This is a genomic window from Olsenella profusa DSM 13989, from assembly GCF_030811115.1.
Lineage (GTDB): Bacteria > Actinomycetota > Coriobacteriia > Coriobacteriales > Atopobiaceae > Olsenella_F > Olsenella_F profusa.
Genome location: NZ_JAUSQK010000001.1, coordinates 962,276 through 981,455, shown reverse-complemented (window position 1 = coordinate 981,455; position 19,180 = coordinate 962,276). Strand labels below are relative to the sequence as shown.

General features: G+C 71.1%; 26 protein-coding genes. 1 reads left to right on the top strand and 25 read right to left on the bottom strand.

The genetic code is table 11. The features are described from left to right. Nucleotides 1-101 precede the first annotated feature (101 nt). The 20 genes from J2S71_RS04500 to J2S71_RS04410 form a co-directional block, all read right to left on the bottom strand. On the bottom strand, nt 102-641 hold the full coding sequence (locus J2S71_RS04500; RefSeq protein ID WP_307389070.1) for a hypothetical protein: 540 nt from the start codon (nt 639-641) through the stop codon (nt 102-104). Between the two features lie 2 nt (nt 642-643). Then, nucleotides 644-937 carry a hypothetical protein gene (locus J2S71_RS04495; protein ID WP_307389069.1) on the bottom strand — a complete coding sequence of 98 codons (294 nt, stop codon included), beginning with the start codon at nt 935-937 and terminating at the stop codon, nt 644-646. Between the two features lie 51 nt (nt 938-988). After that, nucleotides 989-1,153: a hypothetical protein gene (locus tag J2S71_RS04490; protein ID WP_307389068.1), complete on the bottom strand. Its 165-nt coding sequence runs from the start codon at nt 1,151-1,153 to the stop codon at nt 989-991. A 10-nt stretch (nt 1,154-1,163) separates the two neighbouring features. After that, entirely contained in the window at nt 1,164-1,847 is a 684-nt protein-coding gene (locus tag J2S71_RS04485) for a hypothetical protein (protein ID WP_307389067.1), read from the bottom strand. A 76-nt stretch (nt 1,848-1,923) separates the two neighbouring features. Beyond that, the gene (locus tag J2S71_RS04480) at nt 1,924-2,640 is read right to left on the bottom strand and encodes a hypothetical protein (RefSeq protein ID WP_307389065.1); all 717 of its coding nucleotides are present in this window, start codon (nt 2,638-2,640) and stop codon (nt 1,924-1,926) included. A gap of 296 nt (nt 2,641-2,936) precedes the next feature. Continuing rightward, nucleotides 2,937-3,641 carry a hypothetical protein gene (locus J2S71_RS04475; RefSeq protein ID WP_307389063.1) on the bottom strand — a complete coding sequence of 235 codons (705 nt, stop codon included), beginning with the start codon at nt 3,639-3,641 and terminating at the stop codon, nt 2,937-2,939. A gap of 317 nt (nt 3,642-3,958) precedes the next feature. Continuing rightward, nucleotides 3,959-4,684: a hypothetical protein gene (locus J2S71_RS04470; RefSeq protein WP_307389062.1), complete on the bottom strand. Its 726-nt coding sequence runs from the start codon at nt 4,682-4,684 to the stop codon at nt 3,959-3,961. 1 nt (nt 4,685) lies between these two features. After that, nucleotides 4,686-4,997 carry a hypothetical protein gene (locus J2S71_RS04465; protein ID WP_307389060.1) on the bottom strand — a complete coding sequence of 104 codons (312 nt, stop codon included), beginning with the start codon at nt 4,995-4,997 and terminating at the stop codon, nt 4,686-4,688. Nucleotides 4,998-5,275: 278 nt separating this feature from the next. Next, nucleotides 5,276-5,980 (bottom strand): hypothetical protein, encoded by a 705-nt coding sequence (locus tag J2S71_RS04460; RefSeq protein ID WP_307389059.1) that lies wholly within the window; start codon nt 5,978-5,980, stop codon nt 5,276-5,278. A gap of 2 nt (nt 5,981-5,982) precedes the next feature. Beyond that, nucleotides 5,983-6,837, bottom strand: a complete 855-nt coding sequence (locus tag J2S71_RS04455) for an RHS repeat-associated core domain-containing protein (protein WP_307389057.1) — start codon at nt 6,835-6,837, stop codon at nt 5,983-5,985. 177 nt (nt 6,838-7,014) lie between these two features. Then, complete coding sequence (locus J2S71_RS04450; protein WP_307389055.1) at nt 7,015-7,761, bottom strand: hypothetical protein; 747 nt, start codon at nt 7,759-7,761, stop codon at nt 7,015-7,017. A 395-nt stretch (nt 7,762-8,156) separates the two neighbouring features. Then, the gene (locus J2S71_RS04445; RefSeq protein ID WP_307389053.1) at nt 8,157-8,876 is read right to left on the bottom strand and encodes a hypothetical protein; all 720 of its coding nucleotides are present in this window, start codon (nt 8,874-8,876) and stop codon (nt 8,157-8,159) included. Nucleotide 8,877: 1 nt separating this feature from the next. Continuing rightward, nucleotides 8,878-9,717, bottom strand: coding sequence for an RHS repeat-associated core domain-containing protein (locus J2S71_RS04440; protein ID WP_307389052.1), 840 nt, complete (start codon nt 9,715-9,717; stop codon nt 8,878-8,880). A gap of 235 nt (nt 9,718-9,952) precedes the next feature. Further along, nucleotides 9,953-10,285: a DDE-type integrase/transposase/recombinase gene (locus tag J2S71_RS12255; RefSeq protein WP_370873230.1), complete on the bottom strand. Its 333-nt coding sequence runs from the start codon at nt 10,283-10,285 to the stop codon at nt 9,953-9,955. 15 nt (nt 10,286-10,300) lie between these two features. Then, nucleotides 10,301-10,438 carry a hypothetical protein gene (locus tag J2S71_RS04435; protein WP_307389050.1) on the bottom strand — a complete coding sequence of 46 codons (138 nt, stop codon included), beginning with the start codon at nt 10,436-10,438 and terminating at the stop codon, nt 10,301-10,303. 389 nt (nt 10,439-10,827) lie between these two features. Then, nucleotides 10,828-11,304, bottom strand: a complete 477-nt coding sequence (locus tag J2S71_RS04430) for a hypothetical protein (RefSeq protein WP_307389049.1) — start codon at nt 11,302-11,304, stop codon at nt 10,828-10,830. Beyond that, nucleotides 11,304-11,612: a hypothetical protein gene (locus tag J2S71_RS04425; RefSeq protein WP_307389047.1), complete on the bottom strand. Its 309-nt coding sequence runs from the start codon at nt 11,610-11,612 to the stop codon at nt 11,304-11,306. Before J2S71_RS04425 ends, J2S71_RS04430 begins: the two co-directional genes overlap by 1 nt. A 66-nt stretch (nt 11,613-11,678) precedes the next feature. Further along, nucleotides 11,679-12,902, bottom strand: a complete 1,224-nt coding sequence (locus J2S71_RS04420; protein ID WP_307389046.1) for a hypothetical protein — start codon at nt 12,900-12,902, stop codon at nt 11,679-11,681. After that, complete coding sequence (locus J2S71_RS04415; protein ID WP_307389044.1) at nt 12,899-14,188, bottom strand: CocE/NonD family hydrolase; 1,290 nt, start codon at nt 14,186-14,188, stop codon at nt 12,899-12,901. The genes J2S71_RS04420 and J2S71_RS04415 overlap by 4 nt, the downstream gene beginning before the upstream one ends. Before the next feature lie 213 nt (nt 14,189-14,401). After that, the gene (locus J2S71_RS04410; RefSeq protein WP_307392426.1) at nt 14,402-15,265 is read right to left on the bottom strand and encodes an ORF6N domain-containing protein; all 864 of its coding nucleotides are present in this window, start codon (nt 15,263-15,265) and stop codon (nt 14,402-14,404) included. A gap of 200 nt (nt 15,266-15,465) precedes the next feature. On the opposite strand from J2S71_RS04410, the gene J2S71_RS04405 reads away from it, so the two are divergent. Continuing rightward, entirely contained in the window at nt 15,466-15,795 is a 330-nt protein-coding gene (locus J2S71_RS04405; protein WP_370873205.1) for a sortase family protein, read from the top strand. 49 nt (nt 15,796-15,844) lie between these two features. Here the strand turns inward: J2S71_RS04405 and J2S71_RS04400 are convergent, their stop codons facing one another. The 5 genes from J2S71_RS04400 to J2S71_RS04385 all read right to left on the bottom strand — a co-directional run bounded on the left by J2S71_RS04400 (nt 15,845) and on the right by J2S71_RS04385 (nt 19,175). Then, entirely contained in the window at nt 15,845-16,402 is a 558-nt protein-coding gene (locus J2S71_RS04400) for a nucleotidyl transferase AbiEii/AbiGii toxin family protein (RefSeq protein ID WP_307389042.1), read from the bottom strand. Further along, nucleotides 16,348-17,112: a tyrosine-type recombinase/integrase gene (locus tag J2S71_RS12250; RefSeq protein ID WP_370873204.1), complete on the bottom strand. Its 765-nt coding sequence runs from the start codon at nt 17,110-17,112 to the stop codon at nt 16,348-16,350. The genes J2S71_RS04400 and J2S71_RS12250 overlap by 55 nt, the downstream gene beginning before the upstream one ends. After that, nucleotides 17,113-17,808: an Abi family protein gene (locus J2S71_RS04395; protein WP_307389040.1), complete on the bottom strand. Its 696-nt coding sequence runs from the start codon at nt 17,806-17,808 to the stop codon at nt 17,113-17,115. A gap of 373 nt (nt 17,809-18,181) precedes the next feature. Further along, a complete protein-coding gene (locus J2S71_RS04390) occupies nt 18,182-18,379 on the bottom strand; it encodes a hypothetical protein (RefSeq protein ID WP_307389039.1) in 198 nt (65 codons plus the stop codon). A gap of 331 nt (nt 18,380-18,710) precedes the next feature. Further along, nucleotides 18,711-19,175 carry a hypothetical protein gene (locus J2S71_RS04385; RefSeq protein ID WP_307389036.1) on the bottom strand — a complete coding sequence of 155 codons (465 nt, stop codon included), beginning with the start codon at nt 19,173-19,175 and terminating at the stop codon, nt 18,711-18,713. Between the last annotated feature and the right edge of the window lie 5 nt (nt 19,176-19,180).

Genomic DNA, 19,180 nt, shown 5'->3' with positions numbered 1-19,180 from the left:
CCTTACCGCGGCATCAAATCTGCCCGACGGTGGCGCCTACGGCACGCACCGACCGGGGGGTGGTCGCGGCTGGCGCGCCAGCCGCAGGCGGGACGTGGCGGCTACGCATCCCCGACGGGAATCCCGCGCCTGCGGGCCTCATCGAGGAGCTGGCCGGGGGTGGCCCTGCCGCCGCCGAGGGCGAGCCCCTCGATGGACATGGCCTTCCTGCCGCCCGACACGACTACTATCTTGTCGGGGACGCCAGGGGTGTAGCGGCTCGCCCTGACTACCAGGGCGTCCATGTCCTCCCAGGCCACGTCGCGCGCCCCGAAGAGCCACCTCCTCACGTGGATGCCCTCGTCGTCGGCGCGGACGCGCCAGGAGCCCACCTGGACGCCGAAGAGGATTCCGAACGCCGCGAAGCCGAGGAAGAACGCCAGCGCGGGGGGCGTGGCCGTGGGGTTGCCGCTGAGGACGGCAACCATGGCCAGGAGGGCGAAGCCCGCGCCGATCACGATTGCCATCGCCGGCAGCGCCCGGGAGGCCCGCCATTCGAGCCCTCCCGAGCCCCCGGCCCGTGCGCGCCCGGCGGGGCGCGAGGTGGCCATGCCGAGGAGGGCGAAGACGGCTATCACGACGAGCGGGACGAGGATGGCCATGGCTACACCGCCCCCTTTGCCGCCACGGGCGCCAGCTCGCAGGGGTGCTCCACGTAGTACCTCGTCCCCTCCACCACTTCTCTGTAGAGGTCCATGCGCCTCACCGAGTCCCAGGCCAGCCTGTCTGCCCCATCCCTCACCACGGCACCACAGAACTGGCCCGTCCCGTACGCAAGCGCCCCGGCCGCGAGGTCGGCGCCCATGGCGAGCAGGGGGCCTGCCCCGCAGGTGAGCCCGGCGACCCCGCCGCAGGCGGCGCCCTCGCCCGCCTCGACACCTGTCTTCCCCAAGTTCATATCCCCGCCATTCTTTACTTCACTTATGATCTCGCCGGCGCCCTTGCCCCGTCACCAGTCTAGCGCCACCGGCGGCGCGCCCCGCCGCATGAGCGGCACGAGGAGCAGGCACGCCGCGAGGGAGAACGCGGCGCAGGCCGCCAGGACGAGGAGCGCCGTGTGCCCTGACGTCCGCGAGGTTCCCAAGTGTGACATCTCGCGGGCCTGGTCGGCCACGGGCGCCACCCTACGAGCAGCACGCAAGCAGGGCCGCGAACAGCGCGGCCATGAACGCCGCGACGCACTCGAGGACCACGAGCCCCTGCTGCCACGGGCGCAGCCGCTCGTACCAGCGGCGGGCGGGCCCCCAGGGCGTGAGGCCCGCGGGCAGCTCGGAGGGCGGCGCCACGGGTATGCCGCGGCGGCGCGCCGCGTCGAGGAGCTGCCCCGCGGTGGCCCCGCCGCCGAGGTACATGCCGTCTATGGTGGCGGCCCTCCTGCCGCCGGACATGAGGACCACGGCGCCGGGGACGCCGGGCGGCGCGTAGCGGTTGGCGCCCACCGAGACGGCGTCCACGTCGGCCCAGGCGACGTCGCGCGCGCCGAGGAGCAGCCTCCTCACGCGCACGCCCCAGCCGTCCACGGAGACGCGCCAGGAGAGGAACTGGGCGCAGGCCAGGAGGGCGAGTGCCGCGAAGCCGAGGGAGAACGCGGCGACGGGGAGGGCGCTCGGGTCGTCCATGGGGGCTATCCACGCCGCGAGGCCGAGGGAGGCGGCACCCCCCACCGCCATCGCCGCGGGCCACACGCGGGGCATGCGGTACTCGAGCCTGTCCGGGTCGGGCGACCCGGCTCCCCTCCCCGGGCGGGCCGCCGCCAGGCCCAAGGCGCCCAGGACCGCGACCGTGACGATGGGAACAAGGGCACGCATGGAAACCCACCTCCACTGATTGACAGCCAACTCCGACAGGGAACGCCACGCCGCCCCCCTAACTACGCGCAATCCCCTACAGGTGCCCCATGGCCAGGTAGTACACAAGCATCAAGAGGCCGAAGAAGAGGGCGAGGCCCACGGCGGTGATGGCGACGGCGGCCACGTTCTGCCCCCACTTGGGCAGCGCGGCGTAGCGCCGGTGCAGCGGCCCCCAGGGGGTGAGGCCCGCGGGCAGCTCGGAGGGCGGGGCCACGGGGATGCCGCGGCGGCGCGCCGCGTCGAGGAGCTGCCCCGCGGTGGCCCTGCCGCCGCCGAGGTACATGCCGTCCAGGGTGGCGGCCCTCCGGCCGCCGGACATGAGGACCACGGCGCCGGGGACGCCGGGCGGCGCGTAGCGGTTCGCGCCCACCGAGACGGCGTCCACGTCGGCCCAGGCGACGTCGCGCGCGCCGAAGAGGAGCCTCCTCACGCGCACGCCCCACCCGTCGACGGAGACGCGCCAGGAGAGGAACTGGGCGCAGGCCAGGAAGGCGAACGCCGCGAAGCCGAGGAAGAACGCCAGGACGGGCCAGGTGGCGGTCGGATTGCCCCGATGCATCTCGTAGGCGCAGAGCGCCGCGAAGCCGAGTATGATCACGCCGCACGCCGCCATCGTCGCGGGCCACACGCGGGGCATGCGGTACTCGAGCCTGTCCGGGTCGGGCGACCCGGCACCCCTCCCCGGGCGGGCCGCCATCAGGCCCAGGACCCCCAGGACCGCGACCGTCAGGACTGGTACCAAGGCACGCATGGCTACTCCCCCCGTCCTTCCTGGGCGCACTGGCGGCCCGCGAAGCGGTCCACCGCACCCATGATCTTCCCGTACATCTCGGCCCGCCTCCCCGGGTCGAGCACGGGGTCGGTCCCCTTCACGACGCCACGGGCCCCTACAGGTGCCCCACGGCCAGGTAGCACACCAGCATCATAAGGCCGAAGATGGCCGCCGTCCCCAGGAGCGTGGCGGGTACGACCACGAGCGCCTGCTGCCGCGGTGAGCGTCGGCACGAGGCGCGGCAGCATGCCGAGATCCACGTCAGCCCCCCTCCCCTACCTTATCTGCCCGACGGCGGTGCCTATGACGTACAGCAGGAGGAAGAACGCGCCGAGCGAGGCGGCGGTGATGGCGATGGCGACCACGTTCTGCTTCCACCCGGGCAGCGCGGCGTAGCGCCGGTGCAGCGGCCCCCAGGGGGTGAGGCCCGCGGGCAGCTCGGAGGGGTGCGCCACGGGGATGCCGCGGCGGCGGGCCTCGTCGAGGAAGCGCCCCTGGGAGGCCGGGCCGCCGAGGACGAGCCCGCTTATCCTCATGGCCTTCCTGCCGCCGGACATGACGGCGACCGAGTCCACGCTGCCCGCCATCATACGCTGCGCCATGACGACGCTCAGGGCGTCGACGTCGCCCCAGGCGACGTCGCGGGGGCCGAAGAGCCACCTCCTCGCGTGGACGCCCCCGCCGTCCACGAGGACGCGCCAGGAGGCGATGTGGGCGGCGGCGAGGAAGGCGAACGCGGTGAAGCCGAGGAACCCCCAAGCCGTCCACCTGTCGGACTCGGGGGACGCGAGGCCCGCCCACACCGCGAAGCCCAGGAAGACGAGGCCGCAGGCGACGACAAAGGCCGGCCACACGCGGGACATGCGCCACTCCAGCACGCCCGGGTCGGGCGACTCGGCGCCCCGGTCATGGCGGGACGCGATGCGCCAGACGAAACCCACGGCAGACAACGCCAGAAGCACGCCAACAGCCCAGAGCATCGTCACTCCCCCTGCCCCTCGGGAACGCAGCCGCCCTTCCTGAGGCCAGCAAGCGACCTAGAAAGGTTTCCGTACATTTTTGCAAGGGCCCTCGGATCCGTCACAACGCCCTTCACGAGGTTCTCATGGAACTGCTGCGCGGCGAACGCGACGTCCCTCCCGGGCGGGCCCTCGCCAGCCTCCGCCGCCGGCTCCCGACCGCCACCCAAGGTAGCACAGTACCAACCTACCTTCCCTGGACTGAGAGCCTATGCCCCACCATCTCCATGCCCGCCCCCCACCCCGGAGGCCACGGGGACGTCCCCGCCGACGGCGCCCTACCCCATGAGCAGCACGACGAGCAGAAGGAACACGGCAGAGAACACGAGGATGAACGCCAGCGCGAGGAGGAGCTGCTCCCACACGGGAAGCGCCCTCATCCGGTCGTCGAAGGACTGCCGACGCTCGAGCCCGTGCGGGCCCGGCACCCCCTCCGGCAGGTCGCGCTCCAGCTCCGTAGGGACCCCATGAGAGCGCACCACCTCGCCAAGTCGAGCCGAGTCACCTCCATACGCCAGGCACACCACGGGGAACGAGGCACGTTTTCTCCCGTCAGAGACGATGTAGGCCCCCTGGCCGTCGTTCGAGAACGCGAACGAGTCGAGCCTTCCCCAGGGGACGTCGAGGCTCGGCAGCAGCAGGCGCCTCAGGTGCAGGCCCTCGCCGTCAGCGACGAGCCGCCACGTGCGGTAGTGCGCGCCAAGGAGCGCGCAGAGGGCGGCCGCCGCGAGGAAGCCGAGCTTGGCGGGCAGCTGGCCAAGGGGGTCACCACCTGTGAGCGCGGGCGCGGCGAAGCCGAGCATGCCGACGAGGGCAAGCAGGATGAGGGCGGCCACGAGGAAGAACCTCCAGAGCGCAGGAGGAAGGCCGCAGGAAACGGCACCCTCCACCGGCAAAGCGGCGCGCCTCTCCTGGGACTGCTTCCCCATGCGACGAAAGAGCAGAACCATTAGCGCAACGGTAACCAGCGCCCCCACGACGCGCGAGAGGATCGGGTAGTCCACGCTACCGACCCCCTTGGGCGCACGCCACTACTGCGTACCTCGAATAGCGCTCAAGCCAATCGGAGAGGACGGCTAGCCCATTGGCAAGCTTGGACGTCATGCCAGCCTGGTCCGCCGCCAATGACATCCCCCCAGACGAGATGAACGAGAGGGCCTCCTCTAGGGCGTCATAGCCAAGGAGGTCGCCCCACTGCCCCCGTGTCGTCGCGCTCGCCCCGCTCGGGGCGAGCGCGGCGCGCACCCCGAGCGCCACGGCGACGGCGGCTAGGACGACGAGCGCGTCCCACAGGCGCCTCCTCATGAAGTCCCTCATCCCGTCCCTCCTGATCTCCTCACGCCTCGCATATATGCCCGCGCTTATTTCGCAAGGCCGAGAACCCCACCGACAGGACCACCGGCCGCAGGGACAGGCAGGGTCCTCGCCACCGCATCTACAGGTGCCCCACGGCCAGGTAGCACACCAGCATCATAAGGCCGAAGATGGCCGCCGTCCCCAGGAGCGTGGCGGGTACGACCACGAGCGCCTGCTGCCGCGGTGAGCGTCGGCACGAGGCGCGGCAGCATGCCGAGATCCACGTCAGCCCCCCTCCCCTACCTTATCTGCCCGACGGCGGTGCCTATGACGTACAGCAGGAGGAAGAACGCGCCGAGCGAGGCGGCGGTGATGGCGATGGCGACCACGTTCTGCTTCCACCCGGGCAGCGCGGCGTAGCGCCGGTGCAGCGGCCCCCAGGGGGTGAGGCCCGCGGGCAGCTCGGAGGGGTGCGCCACGGGGATGCCGCGGCGGCGGGCCTCGTCGAGGAAGCGCCCCTGGGAGGCCGGGCCGCCGAGGACGAGCCCGCTTATCCTCATGGCCTTCCTGCCGCCGGACATGACGGCGACCGAGTCCACGCTGCCCGCCATCATACGCTGCGCCATGACGACGCTCAGGGCGTCGACGTCGCCCCAGGCGACGTCGCGCGGGCCGAAGAGCCACCTCCTCGCGTGGACGCCCTCGCCGTCCACGAGGACGCGCCAGGAGGCGATGTGGGCGGCCACGAGGAAGGCGAACGCGGCGAAGGCGAGGAACCCCCAGAGCACCCAGGCCTCCTCGGGACGAGCGCGGCTAAGGACCCAGGCCGCGGGCACGAGGAACGCCACACCGCAGGCGGCCACGAAGGCCGGCCACACCCGCGACATGCGCCACTCCAGGGCGCCCGGCGCGACGACGGCGGCGCCCCGGTCGCGGCGGGACGCGAGGCGCCAGACGAGGCCCACGGCCGAGACCGCCAGGAACGCGCCGACTGCCCACGCCATCGTCACTCCCCCTCCCCCTCGGGGGCGCAGCCGCCCCCCATGAAGCCGGCGAGCGCCTCGGAGACGCTCTCGTACATCTTCGCGAGGGCCCTCGGGTCCGTCACGACGCCCTTCACGAGGTTCTCGTGGAACTGCTGCGCGGCGAACGCGACGTTCCTCCCGAGCAGGTCCTTGCCAGCCTCCGCCCCGGCCACCTTCGTGGCAGACTGCCAGGCCAGGCCACCCACAGTCATGGTTACCGCGTTCAGCGCGCCATCTTTAAGGGCGTTGAGACCAAGCGCACCATAGTCCGTGCTACGACCATGAATTCCATCGTCTACGACTGTGCCCAAGGCAGAGGCACCAGCACCGACTCCAAAGTTTGCGAGTAGGAGTGGTGCAAGGGAAAGCCCGTTGGTGGCTCCCGCCAAAGCGCCACACACGGCGCCCTTGCCAGCAGCAACACCTATCGTTGCAGGATCTAGCGGCTGGCCGCTGATAGCCTCGTTGGCCGCCTCGGCGGCGGCAAACGCCGCCCCTGCAGCAATAGCACCAATAGCGGCAAGTACCACCTCCCCTCCCGTCGGGTCAAAGTAGCGCGTGGGGTTGGAGGCGGCGTAGGCGTAGCGGTTGAGGGTGTGGGGCCTGTCGGGCGCGCCCCCCACGGGGTCCGGGGAGAGGAAGCGCCCGAGAGCGGGGTCGTAGAGCCTCGTCGGCGAGGCGAGCAGGCCCGTGGCCGGGTCGGCCACGTAGCCGAACGCGCCGAGGGGCACGAGCGGGTCGGACGCCAGCGGCGCGCCGAAGGGCGTCGATCCCAGCGCGGCGCCGAACTCCCCGCCGCGGCAGACGCGCAGCGCCTGGCCCAGCTGGTCGCACATGACGGGCTCGAGCTCCCCCGTCGCCGGGTCGACGGCGCCGACGCAGCCCGCCGGCGTCTGCAGGTAGACGCGCTCCCCCCGCCGCCGTGCGCCTGCGCACGAGCGAGTGGATGGGCGCCGACGGGTCGTGCAGGTCCTCCGAGAGGCCCCCCACGCCGCGCGGGCCGGCCAGCCGGCTCACGACGCCCCGCCTCCCCCGACCCAGGCGGGCCCCATGCTCCAGCCCTGGTACGTGTCCTGGTCGAAGTGCCCCATCACCTCGCCCGTGGTCCCGTCCGCCACGTCCACGGAGAGCGCGAAGCCCTCGCCGCCGGTCTCCTCCACCTGCAGGTACGCCACCCCGGGAACCGCGCGGGAGATCCCGTAGGCGAGGTCCTCCCTGCTCGCGCCGGCGCCGACCGTGAGGGTGATTGAGCGGCGGTCGCCCGACACCTCCAGGCCGATGCCCTTCCCGGCGAGCTCCTCCTCGGTCGAGCCCAGCTCCTCGGAGACCCTGCGGACGTTCTCCTCCGACTGCTCCCGAGTCTGCCAGACGTCCACCGTGCCGTCCTCGTTGGCGTAGGCCGCCTCGCAGGCCCTCGGCGAGGCGTCGAGGAGGTCGCGGGCGTACCTCTGGGCATCGGGGACGCTGCCGCCCGTCATCATCCCCGGGAGCCTCAGGCGCCTCGTGCCCTCCGGTGCGACGCGCTCCGACTCCGGGACGATGGCGGCCTCCTCGCCCCCCGCGCCGGGCGCGGCGTCCCGGCCGGGGTCGCCGCCGGTGGTGCCCTCATCGGCGGGCTGGGCCTGCACCTGGGCCTGCCCGCCGTCGCCGCCCCCGGCCGTGCCGGCCCGGTCGAGCGCGGCCCCGGCCCCGAGCGCCACGGCGAGAACGAGCAGGGCGACCAGCGCGTCGCGCCGGTGCCTCCTCATGAACTCCCCCATGTCGCCCCTCCCCCGCGCCAGCGCCATCGCCCGTCACCAGTCTAGCGCCACCGGCGGCGCGCCGGGACGGCCGCCTCCCCCCTCACGACGCCGTCGCAGAGCTGGGACATGCCGTATGGTACGTCCCGCGCCAGCCCCCCGGCGCCGAACGTCGGCCCGGCGACCTCCGAGGCCCGCTCCCGCATGGAGCCCCCCGGGGGCGTACGCCACGGAGCTCGCCACGCCCTGCTCGGCCGAGTCCACGAGGAGCCCCCCAGGGTCGACGGCGCGCCCGTCGGCAGTGGCCTCCCCCATTCTCCAAACCCATACCCAACCGCACCAGCAGCGAAACTTGCCCCCATGGTAGCTGGGCCCAAGCCCCCCGTGAGGCCGGCGGCCCCGCCGTTGACGGCGCCCTACCCCATGAGCAGCACGAGCAGCAGGTACATCGCGAGGGAGAACGCGGCGATGAACGCCAGCGCGAGGAGGAGCTGCTCCCACACGGGGAGCGCCCCCACCCGGTCGTCGAGGGTCTGGCGCCGCGCCCCGTGGGGGCCCGGCACCCCCTCGGGCAGGTCGCGCTCCGCCGACACGAGCGCGCCGTGGGAGCGCGCGGCCCCGTAGAGCGCCGACAGGGCGTCGCCGTGGGAGACGCACACCATCGAGAAGCCGGCGAGCCTCCTTCCGCCCGCCATCACGTAGAGCGTCTGGCCATTGTTGGAGATGACGAGCGCGTCGAGCTCCTCCCAGGGGACGTCGAGGCTGGGCAGCACGAGGCGCCTGAGACGCAGGCCCCCCGCGTCGGCCGTGAGGCGCCACGTGCGGTAGTGCGCGCTCGCGAGGACGGAGAGGGCGGCCGCGACGACAAAGATGAGGTCGGCCTCCCACTGCCTGAAGGGCGGCTTCCCGGCGGCGAGGCTCCCCAGCTCGATCATCAGCGGGAAGGCGAGGAACCCCAGGCCGATCAGCATGACCCTCCAGAAGACAGGCGGCAGGCCGTAGGAGAGCTCGCCGCCGGGGGCTGCGGGGCGGCCCTCCGCCGCCTCGCGCTCGCGCGCGGCGCGGCGCGCGAGGAGCGACACCACGGCCGCCGCGGCGAGTGTCGGCACGAGGCGCAGGAGCATGCCGAGATCCACGTCAGACCTCCTCCCCGGCGCAGGCGCTCGTCCTGTAGCCCGTGACCCTTTCCCAGAGCATCATCATACCGCCGATCAGCGGCTGCGAGTTCAGCTGGTACAGGGAGAACAGCCCGAGCTGCTTCGCCAGGCCAAGCCCGACCCCCTCCTTCGCGATGACATGGTTGGCCAGCGCGCCAATCGTCGTGTACTGCGTCGCCCCGGAGAGGCCGTTCCACGCGCCATAGACCAGCGCGTGCCCGACCACCGCCTCTGGAGGGTTGTACCGCGCGGTTCCCTCGACCAAGGTCTGGTCAGCAAGGTCGGTCAAGACCCCCACCCCAGCGTTTGCGGCAATACTCGCACCGAGGGACGCCCCGCAGGTGAGGCCGGCGACCCCTCCGATGACAGCGTTCTCCACGCCCTTTGCGGCAATCTTCTTGCCGTCCAGCTGGTCGAAGGACTTCCCCTCGATCAACATCTCCTTGCCCATTTCGATGCCAGCCCCAAAAAATCCACTAACGACAGCGCCAACCCCACCAGCCAGCAGGTTTATAAACCCGCCCGTGGGGTCGCAGTAGCGCGTGGGGTTGGAGGCGGCGTAGGCGTAGCGGTTGAGGGTGTGGGGCCTGTCGGGCGCGCCCCCCACGGGGTCCGGGGAGAGGAAGCGCCCGAGAGCGGGGTCGTAGAGCCTCGTCGGCGAGGCGAGCAGGCCCGTGGCCGGGTCGGCCACGTAGCCGAACGCGCCGAGGGGCACGAGCGGGTCGGACGCCAGCGGCGCGCCGAAGGGCGTCGATCCCAGCGCCGCGCCGAACGCGCCCCCGCGGCAGACGCGCAGCGCCTGGCCCAGCAGGTCGCACATTGAGCTGTGCCAAGATTTCGGACACAAAACGCCGCTCCCTCGCCAGGCGGCCATCCTCCCCATGCACGCCGGCTCCGAGACGGCGCTTCCGGATGTTTGCCTCGTCCGCTCGAAGAGCGCCCCCACCGCTTCGGCGGGAACCCCGTAGCCGATCGTCGAGTGCGGGCGGCTTCGGTCGTGGAGGCGCTCGATGCAGCCGATGGCCGTGTCGCGCGCCCCGTCTCGGGCGGCCCATCTACGCAGGCCGTGCATCTCGTCCTTGAGCGTGCCGGAGAGGGGGCTCCGCCGCCGCGCCGTCGCGGCAGCCGCCGGTGCGCCCGACGGAGAGCCTGGCCTCGTGCTCGTCGGCCCGGCGGGCCAACAGCCCGGAGGCGTGCTGCGAGCCGCGGTCGGAATGGAGTATGGCGCTGCCGGCGGCGCGGCCGCGCCGCCGGGCACGCTCGAGCGCCCCGACGACGATGCCCGCGGCCATGCGCCCCGAGATCGCCCAGCCGGCGACCATGCGCGTGCACAGGCCGGCCGCGGCGGCGAGACGAAGCCGCCCCTCCCGCGCCCTGGGGTAGGTGATGCCGCCGACGAGCTTTCAGGCGGGGACCGGGCCCGTGAGGTCGCGCTTGGCCAGGCCCGGCCCGGCCGGGGCGCCCTCGTCGGGAATGGCGGCCCTCTTCTCCGAGCTGGGGGCCATGCCGCGTATGCCCGGCCCCCTCACGCACTTGCGCACGCGGCAGGGCGTGGCGCCGGCGAGCCCCCGGGCAGAAGCGCCAGCACGGATCCGGCGCCGAGGGTGCGGCCCGACTCCAGCCAGACGCGCCCGGCGGCCTCCCTCAGATCGGCCCACGGGCCGTCCGGCCCGCCCTCCGCGGGCCAGCTGCAGGAGCCCGAGCGAGACGCCTCCGGCACGCGGGCCGTCGTCGTCACGGGATGATTCGCCCTCCCCGCCCCCATCGGGCGGCGCTTGTCACCTTGCCTGGCTGGCGGCGAAGAGGGCGCTCGCCTTTCTCAGGGACCCGTTCCCCCGCCCGGGCTCGCGCACGCGCCTGCACAGCTCGCGGACCCCGTCGGGCTCCTGCTTGCCGGGAGCTTTGCCGTCGGGCCGGACGCGCCGCGCCTTCACCCGGCGCTGCGGCGTCTCGTGGTGGAGCCCCAGCCCCTCGCCGCTCCCGTCGCCGTCTCGCCGGACGACATGACGTGGTCGGCGCGCTCCGACCTGCATTCGTCGGTGCAGGTGCCCGCGTTCGCCATGCTGCCTCCTCGTCTCTCTCGGACCTCGCATCCCGCACGGGGGGGCGGCGATCCGTGTCCGAGGAAACGATACAGCTCAGAGCTCACGGCCGAGAGCGCGGACTCGCAGGCCTGGCGGATCGCGCGGACGGCATCGCACAGCCCTCCGCCGAGCGTGCTCGCCGCCGAGGTCAGGCTGTCGGGGCCGCCCAAGAGGATCGCGCCGTTCGTCGCCGACGCCAGGCTCGTCAGATCGCCGCCCAGGTCATCCGCCATGCCCTCCGCATGGGCACAGTCATCCAGCAAGGTGCTGAGGATCCTCATGTCGCTCTCGCATGAGGCGAGCCCCTCGTAGTAGTAGGCCACTAGTCCACTCCCCTCCAGCCCGACGCGGAGGCGTCGTCCGCCTCGTGCAGCGTGGCGTTCGCGCCCGCCACGGCACCCGACAGCGACGAGGCGCTGCCGCCCGGCCTGTCCAGCTCGGCATACGCCGAGCTGGCGAAGCCCAGGCAGGCCCGCGCGGCCACCCCCTCGCAGCTCCCCCGCACCCCAGAGATCGCGTCCGAGAGCGCGCCCCTGGTTCCGAGCACCGCACGTGCGGCGCCGGAGACGCTGGACGACGCGCCCGCGTTCAGGCCGTCGTCCGTGCCTACCGTCACCATCTTGTCCGTCATCCGTCACACCCTCCCATCCGTGGGTCATCTCCCCTGCACGCCCCAGCCACGGCCGCCCCGGCCCCCCTACCCCTCCTCCGGCACCGTCGCCAGGAAGACGTCGGCGGCGGGCATCCAGAGGGCGAAGGAGTAGGCGGGCTCCGTGAGCCAGGTGCCGTCGGGGGAGGCGATGCCCCACGGCCCGTCCTTCGTGGCGCCCGCGACCACCCTGCCTCCCGCGTAGTCGCAGACCGCGCGGAAGGACGGCCCCACCTCCCAGGAGCCGTCCGGGGAGGCCACGCCCCACAGGCCCGAGGAGGGGTCCTGGGCGCAGAACCCGTCGCCCAGGTGGGGACGGGCGTTGTAGTACCCGGAGCTGACCTTCCCCCATGCGGGGGCCACCTCCCAGGAGCCGTCGCCGAGGGAGGCCACGCCCCAGAGGCCCGAGGACGGGTCCCGGGCGAGGAGGGAGCCCCCCTGGCACCACGCATCCTGGAAGGACGGGGCGACCAGCCAGGAGCCCTCCGGGGCGAGGACGCCCCAGAGGCCCGAGGACGGGTCCCGGGCGAGGAGGGAGCCCCCCTGGCACCACGCATCCTGGAAGGACGGGGCGACCAGCCAGGAGCCCTCCGGGGCGAGGACGCCCCAGAGGCCCGAGGACGGGTCCCGGGCGAGGAGGGAGCCCCCCTGGCACCACGCATCCTGGAAGGACGGGGCGACCAGCCAGGAGCCGTCCGGGGCGAGGACGCCCCAGAGGCCCGAGGACGGGTCCCGGGCGAGGTAGGCCCGCTCGGCGAGGAGGGGGCGCAGGCGGGCGAGGGAGGGCTCGAGCACCCAGGAGCCGCCCTGGTCCCTGAGGCCCCAGAGGCCGTCCGACGCCGCGGACGGCCACCGCTCCACCGCCCACGGCAGGGACGGGTCCGCGTCGGAGCCGTCCGCGCCGATCCAGCGCACGGACTCCGTCTGGGGGTCCTCGCTCGACTCGGCGAGGGCGGTGCCGTCCGCGCCGAAGTCCCCGGTGCTCATGGAGAATCCGGGGCCGAGCGCCCAGGAGCCGTCCGGGGCGAGGTAGCCCCAGTCGTTCCCGCAGCCGCTGTCGTCCTCCTCCGCCTGCGCCGCGGCCAGGCCGCACACCGAGAACCCGCGGGCCTCGTTGAGGGAGGGGGCCACCGCCCAGGAGCCGTCGCAGCCGACGTAGCCGTAGTCCGTCGGCCGGCCGCGCCCGTCCACGGCGCGCACGGCGGCGGTGTCGCCCGCGGCGGAGACGACGGGGCCGCCCGAGGAGGGGTCCCCCGCCCAGCGCGGGGTCACGACCCACTCCCCGGACGCGTCGGCGATGCCCGTGAGCCCGGGCCAGCTAGCTGCCCCGGTCGGCGGCGGGCGCGACCTCGCCGACGCCGTAGCCGCCGGGCGCCTCCCCGGCGCCGGAGCACGCCGGGAGCGCTGCCGCGCCGGCCAGCGCCGCCCCCAGGAGCCCCCTCCTCGTCAGGACATGACCCATCGGAAGCCCCCCATCCCTCGTCTCTGCGGCCGCCACGGCCCCTCGCACGCGACCTGCCGCCCCATGCACATTCTAGACGCAGGCCCCGCGACGGGGGCCACGACGACGGCCGCGCCAAAGTGCGCGTTCGATGCGATCCGGCCCGCGTTTGCCCAGGAAAGATTCTTCGGAACGCGTCGAGCGCGCACTTCGGGGCACTCATCGCTGCGTGTGGGTACCTTTCCCCACCCGTGTGGGCGGACTTCGCCGTGGGCAGCGCCCTCGAGGGGCAGCTGGGGATGCCGAGGGCCGCCGAGCCGATGGTATACACGCCGCCGTGCACGGTCGCCTCTTGCGGCGCTGTCAGCTCGGCGGGGTCGGCGATGAGGAAGCCCATGCCGCCCTCGGCGGGCATGCGCCCCTCGGTTGTGGGGCCGAGGCCCTGCGCGGAGAGCACGAGGCGCAGGCGGTGTCCGGGCCTGAGGCCGTACTGGATGGGCTTGAGCGCCATCTCGAAGGTATGCATGGAGCCGGGCGTGAGAATTATGGGCAGGCCGTTGTTCGTCCACGCCTGCCGGTACTGAGCGCCAGTGCCGATGCTAGCGGCGAGCACGGCTTTCAGCGCAGAGCCCTTGCCCACCCTCGCGGCCGTGGCCAGCGCCAATGCGCCGGGGTAGGACGAGCCGAAGAAGCCCACCTTGCCGTTGCTGCCGTCGAGCTTTGCCGCCCACTCGACGACCTTCACACCATCAAGCCCGTCGCGGCTCGTGAACTGCTCCAGCACGCCAGTCGACTTGCCCGACCCGCGCGGATGCACCTGCGCCACGATGTAGCCGTGCTCCACGAGATACGTGTGCCGCAGGCCCTCGTAGCCCTGCCGCTGGTAGGGCGTGAACTCCACCAATACGGGGAACGTCCCAGAACTGCGCTTGCCCGTCACCGTGTCCGTGGGCCAGGTCACCCCCGCCTCCAAGCGGATGCCGTCATCGACGACGTCGATGAAAAGATCGTGGGCAAGCTCGTACCCGTACTGCGCCTCTCCAGGCTGCCATCCCTTCCCGCCTGGGCAGATGGCCCCGCTGGCGCCAGCTGTGTTATCAGTGTTCTTGGCATCCATGTTCGAAAGAGGTTGATTGCCAAGGATAACGCAGAAAAGGATGCAGTAAGTCTGTCACAGGGTCTCGAGGATGGCGGGCGGTCCCGTGGCGCCATTCCTGCATGGCGGGCCTCGCCCCCCGTGCGGCCTTTAGCGAGCGCAGGCTCAACTTCGGTGTCCAAGCACTTTGAGGTCACAGTTTGTGATCTCAAAGCTGCTGAACGTTCTATTCACCTACTCGCCAAGCGCGGCGACAATCGAGCTGATGACGGAGGAATCCTCAAGTCTGGCAAGGGCAAAGCTCTTCTTACCGGCATCCTTCAGGGACGCTCCCACCAGGTAGCCCTCGGTGCCGTCCAGGATGAGGAAGCGGTCGTGGAATGAGGCTGTATGGCGCACTTCAAGCGTCGGGTATTGTGCGTTGAAGGTCTCGACGTCGCGTTTGGTGAGGCTGGCCTTGGGATGCGTCCACACGGTGACAGTGACGCTAGGCCCCTTCTTGGCGAGGATGTTGAGCGTCCCCGTGTCCACGTAGCCGTCGATCAGGACGATCTCGCGCTTTGCCCTCTGCACGAGCGAGACCAGCAGCTCGAACGCGTCGTAGACCTGACCCTCGAAGAAGACCTTCTGGCTCGATGCCTCGTGGGTCTCCATGTAGTCGAAGACGCGCTCGAAGCGCTCGTCGGTCGAGCGCTCGAGACCGTCCAGCCTATGGTCGATGCTCCTGATTTGCTCGAACATGTGGGCGTTGTCTGCAATGAAGTGGCGCATCTCGACGAAGGCATCCATGATGCGCACGCTCACATCGATGGCCGTGTCGCTGCGCAGCACGGCGGAGAGCATCGACACGCCCTGCTCGGTGAAGACGCGCGGCATGTAGCGCCACCATGTGTCCTGTTTGCCCAGTTCAGGGCGTAAGGTCACAATTTGTGACCTTAGACTTTCAGCTTCTTCTCGCGTGACTCGGAAGCAGAATCGGTCGGGAAAGCGTTTAGAGTTTCTGCTCACGGCCTGGTTGAGCACCTTCGTCTCAGCGCCATACAGCTCGGCTAGGTCACTGTCGAGCATGACCTGCTGGCCCCGCACGGTGTAGATCATGTCCCTGATCTGCGCATCGCTTGAGAGGGCAATCGCCGATTCATTCCTGGTGGGTTCCTTGTCGGGCATGGCCGTAGTCTTTCTCCTCGAACCGTTGATGCAATTTTACCAAGCGCGCTCACGTCCACCGTTATGAGTCTAAGCCCATAACCCGCGACTGCGCCCTGGACGGACCATTCACGGTCGTCTACGGACACCACATGGACGACGGCAGCGTGTTCGCCGACTTCGCCAGCTTCAGCGATACCGATTACGCGGAGGGCCATCGCACGATTCACCTCTACACGCGCTCCGACAACCAACGGCACGAGCTCGAAGCCGTCGCCGCCAACGTGGTCGACGCGAGCTACGAGCAGCTGCGGACCGAATTCGAGGATGATGCGGCCTTCACCGAGTACGCCAAGGGATGCTTCGGCGAGAGCGAGGTGGTTCACGAGGAGCCAGTAGAAGTCGAGCACCTTTACGCTTTCTCCACTTGCTCCTACGAGACCTGGAACTCGCGCACGGTCGTGTACGCTATCGGTAGTTAGCCACAGCCCTTTGGGGCGTGGGCCATTTCACCATGAGGGCGCAAGCCCGTCAGCCGTTGATCTTGTCCTCCAATTGCCCCATGAAGGCGAGCACGTCTTCGAATGGCGGGACTTCGCCGAAGATCATGGACCGCATGGAGCTGTAGTCGCGTTGAAGTTCCGGTACCCGGTAGCCCGGAGGCACCAGCTTGATCGTGCCGGGTCTCGCATCGGCAAGCCTGGACCAGGGCGTCCGGTAGAACTTCTCCTTGAACGCGACGACCTTGGCGAGCAGCTCCGGGCGGGCGATAGCCCTGTCCGCGATGTCGGAACGGCCGAGCCGGTACATGTCGTAGTAGTGGCGCGAGTAGCGCCGCGGCATCGCCTTCGCCTCGGGGCGGTTGGCTTCCTGGTGGAGGATGGTCGCCTTCTCCCAGAGCGTGCGCTCGGGTATCGCGGTCCTCACCGAGGTAGACGGCGCGTCGAACACCTCGGGATGCCGTTCGGCGACGTACGGCATCACCTCCGCCATCGTCGACGGGGTCCATAACGCGAGCGGCCCGATCTCGAGCCTTATCGCGTCGAGCGTCGCCGAGGAGGCGAACATCCGCGGGTACGCGAATACCACCCGTCTCCTCCTCTTCTGCAGGGCGGACGTCGGCGTCGATGCCGAGCTCTTCGGAGATGGACGCCCTGAGCGACGGCGCGAACGTTTCGGCGAGGTAGCGGTTCGTGCGCTCGATGGTGTCGAGCTTGAACCTGTCCTGTTTGGTGTTGCTGCGCTCCTCCCAGGGCTCGTCGATACTGTAGCCTATGAGCCGCCAGTCGAGTATGAGGTCGACATCTTCGGGTAGGCTCCAGAGGTAGGTTGCCGTTGCGACCGCTGCCAGCCAGATGCTTGCGACGCGGACAGCGGGCGGCAACCCCGGTACCATGCACAGCCCCCCTCTCCTCTGCTGCCGCGAGCATCGCCTTGAGCTGGTCCACCGAGAATGTGAGTGCGCCCGCACCTGCGCTCGGCGCTGCAACGTATTTCGGGAGGTCATAGAGCGAGTCGAGGCCCACGTCGAACGAGTCCGCCACCTTGTCCACAGCCGCACGCTTCGCCTCGGGGTCAACGTCGGCGTAGATGTCCAGGGTCATGGACACGCTCGCGTGCCCCAGGTAGCTCGCCACGGTCCTCACGTCGCAGCCGCCCGCAATCATCATGGTGGCGAAGCTGTGCCTGAGGTCGTGGAAGGTGCAGCCACCGTCGGCCAGGATGTCGGCGCCGGATTGGTGGAATGGGGATATGGGCGCTGGTCGGCTGGATTGTCGCGCGAAAGCGTGGCGGGACAATCACAGCGACACGGCGGCAGGAGCCGGGTACTCGCTGACGAAAAGCTCGACGGGCGTCTCCCCACCGCTGCCATAGAGCCGTTCGGCAGCCTCGGGGTACAGCTGCCGCAGCAGCCGCACGGCATCCGCATCCGCCGAAAGGGGCGAGAGCTCCGGTCGCTTCGGGTCGAAGAGCCTCTCGCTGTGCGCCACGCGGTTGCGGACCTTGTTGATGGCCAGGAGGGCGTTGTTGAGCGCGCTGCGGTCGACACCGGCGGGCCAGGCCTTGTACAGGTGGGGAATCCACAGGTCGCGCTCGCGGCTCCTGTCCGTCAGATGAACCCAGAAACCTAATGTGAGGCCCGTGATCACTTGGTCGGGGCTCGTCCCGTCGTGTGCCCTTCCGATGGCGTCGTCAATCGCGCGGCGATTGACGAGGTTTACGTCCCTCGGTTTCTTGGCCTTGCTGTTGCGCACGATGGGCCTTCGCACCGGGGACGTGGCGTCGAAAAGCCACCCGTCGCCCACGTCATTTCGGAGCACACGAGCGTAGGCGTTGCGCAGCGCGACCTCGAAATGCGCAACGTCGCCCAAGAGCACCTGGCCCAACCGCAGGTCCCACTCGTGCAAGTCAAGCGCCGTCTCGATGTCGTCCCCACAGGCGGCGAGGTATGGCGCGAGACGTTTGGCGGACAGCCAACGCTCGGGCCAATCCAATGTGTCGGAGCCTTGCGCCTCGGCGCTGTCGCCATCAGCGCTGGCATCGAGCTCGGAGGGAGGAACGGTAGTGCAGTCAGCCGATGCGATGCTTTCATCGGGTGCGGGTGCCGCCTGTTCGGTTTCAGCCGAAATGCTCTGTGCAGCCTCGTCTGCCAGGCGGACCTCCCGTAGATACGAATTTAGGCCCGGTGACTTGAATCAGCGGTCATCCCGGGCCCATCTCCTTGAAGTATACACGGGGGGTCAGCGCCCGAGGCAATCAACGCCTTGCCAGCTCCGTCATTTCGCCGTCAACGCGGCAATCGCAGGCAAACAGGGTTGGAAGCATACCTCACACGCAACCGTCATCCCGCTCGTAAGCGCATGAACTTTATTTGTCCCGCCCGCCGCGCCTGAGCTCGAGCGACCTCACGCCCTCGAGGCACCCCTCGAAGACGAGCCTCCCGGAGTGGTCCGCGAACTCGAGCCTCCCGAGCCACTCCCTGTGGGCCTTCGTCCATGCGCTCCTCCCCGGATAGACGACCCCCTTCCCGAGCGGGAATTTCGAGAGCAGGTGCTTCGCGCGCATCAGGTTGCGGCAGCAGCCCTCGCGGGCGCGTGCCGAAGTGCGCGTTCGGTGCGGTCCGGCCCGCGTTTGCCCAGGAAGGATTCTGCGGGCGCGTCGAGCGCGCACTTCAGGGGCGCCCGTCGGGTGTCGTGGGCACCTGCCGCCCCGTGTGGGAGCCTTTCCCCACCCGTGTGGGCGCCTTTCGCTGGCTGTGGGTGCCTTTCTCCCGGCGCCGGCCCACGAAGCCGCAGGTCGCGAGAGGCCGTCCTGGGAGAAAGGCACCCACACGGATAAACCGGCTCCCACACGGGCCCGCACGGGCCCCGCCCGCGGGCGGCCGCCGGGCGCTGGCCTAGGACGAGCCCCGGCGCTCCCCCTCGCCCCCAAGGGGCAGCACGCGCATGGGCCGCACGACCAGCCACAGGGCCGCGAAGGTGGCGGCCATGCCCGCCGTGGCGGCGAGGTCGCCGGGGAGGGCCTGCCGCACCGCCCGGAGCAGCGCCTCGCACAGGCCGCCGGCCGGGACGGCGAGGGCCAGGGACAGGGCGAGGTGACCGACGCGCGGCCTCGCGCGCCACCCGGCCGCCGCGACGGCGGCGGCGCACGCGGCGAGCGAGGCGAGCACCGCGGCGTCCCACCAGGGCACCACCTGCGCCGACTCGGCCGCCGGCAGCGCGGCCCCTCCCGCGAGGGAGACGAGCGCGCCGGCCGCCAGGGACGCCAGGGCGGCCAGGGCGCCGCCCCGCCGCCGGGGGGCGGCGCCGTCGCGCAGCGCGGCCTCGCGCGCGAGGGCGAGCGCGGTCACGGCGAGGAGCACCGCCG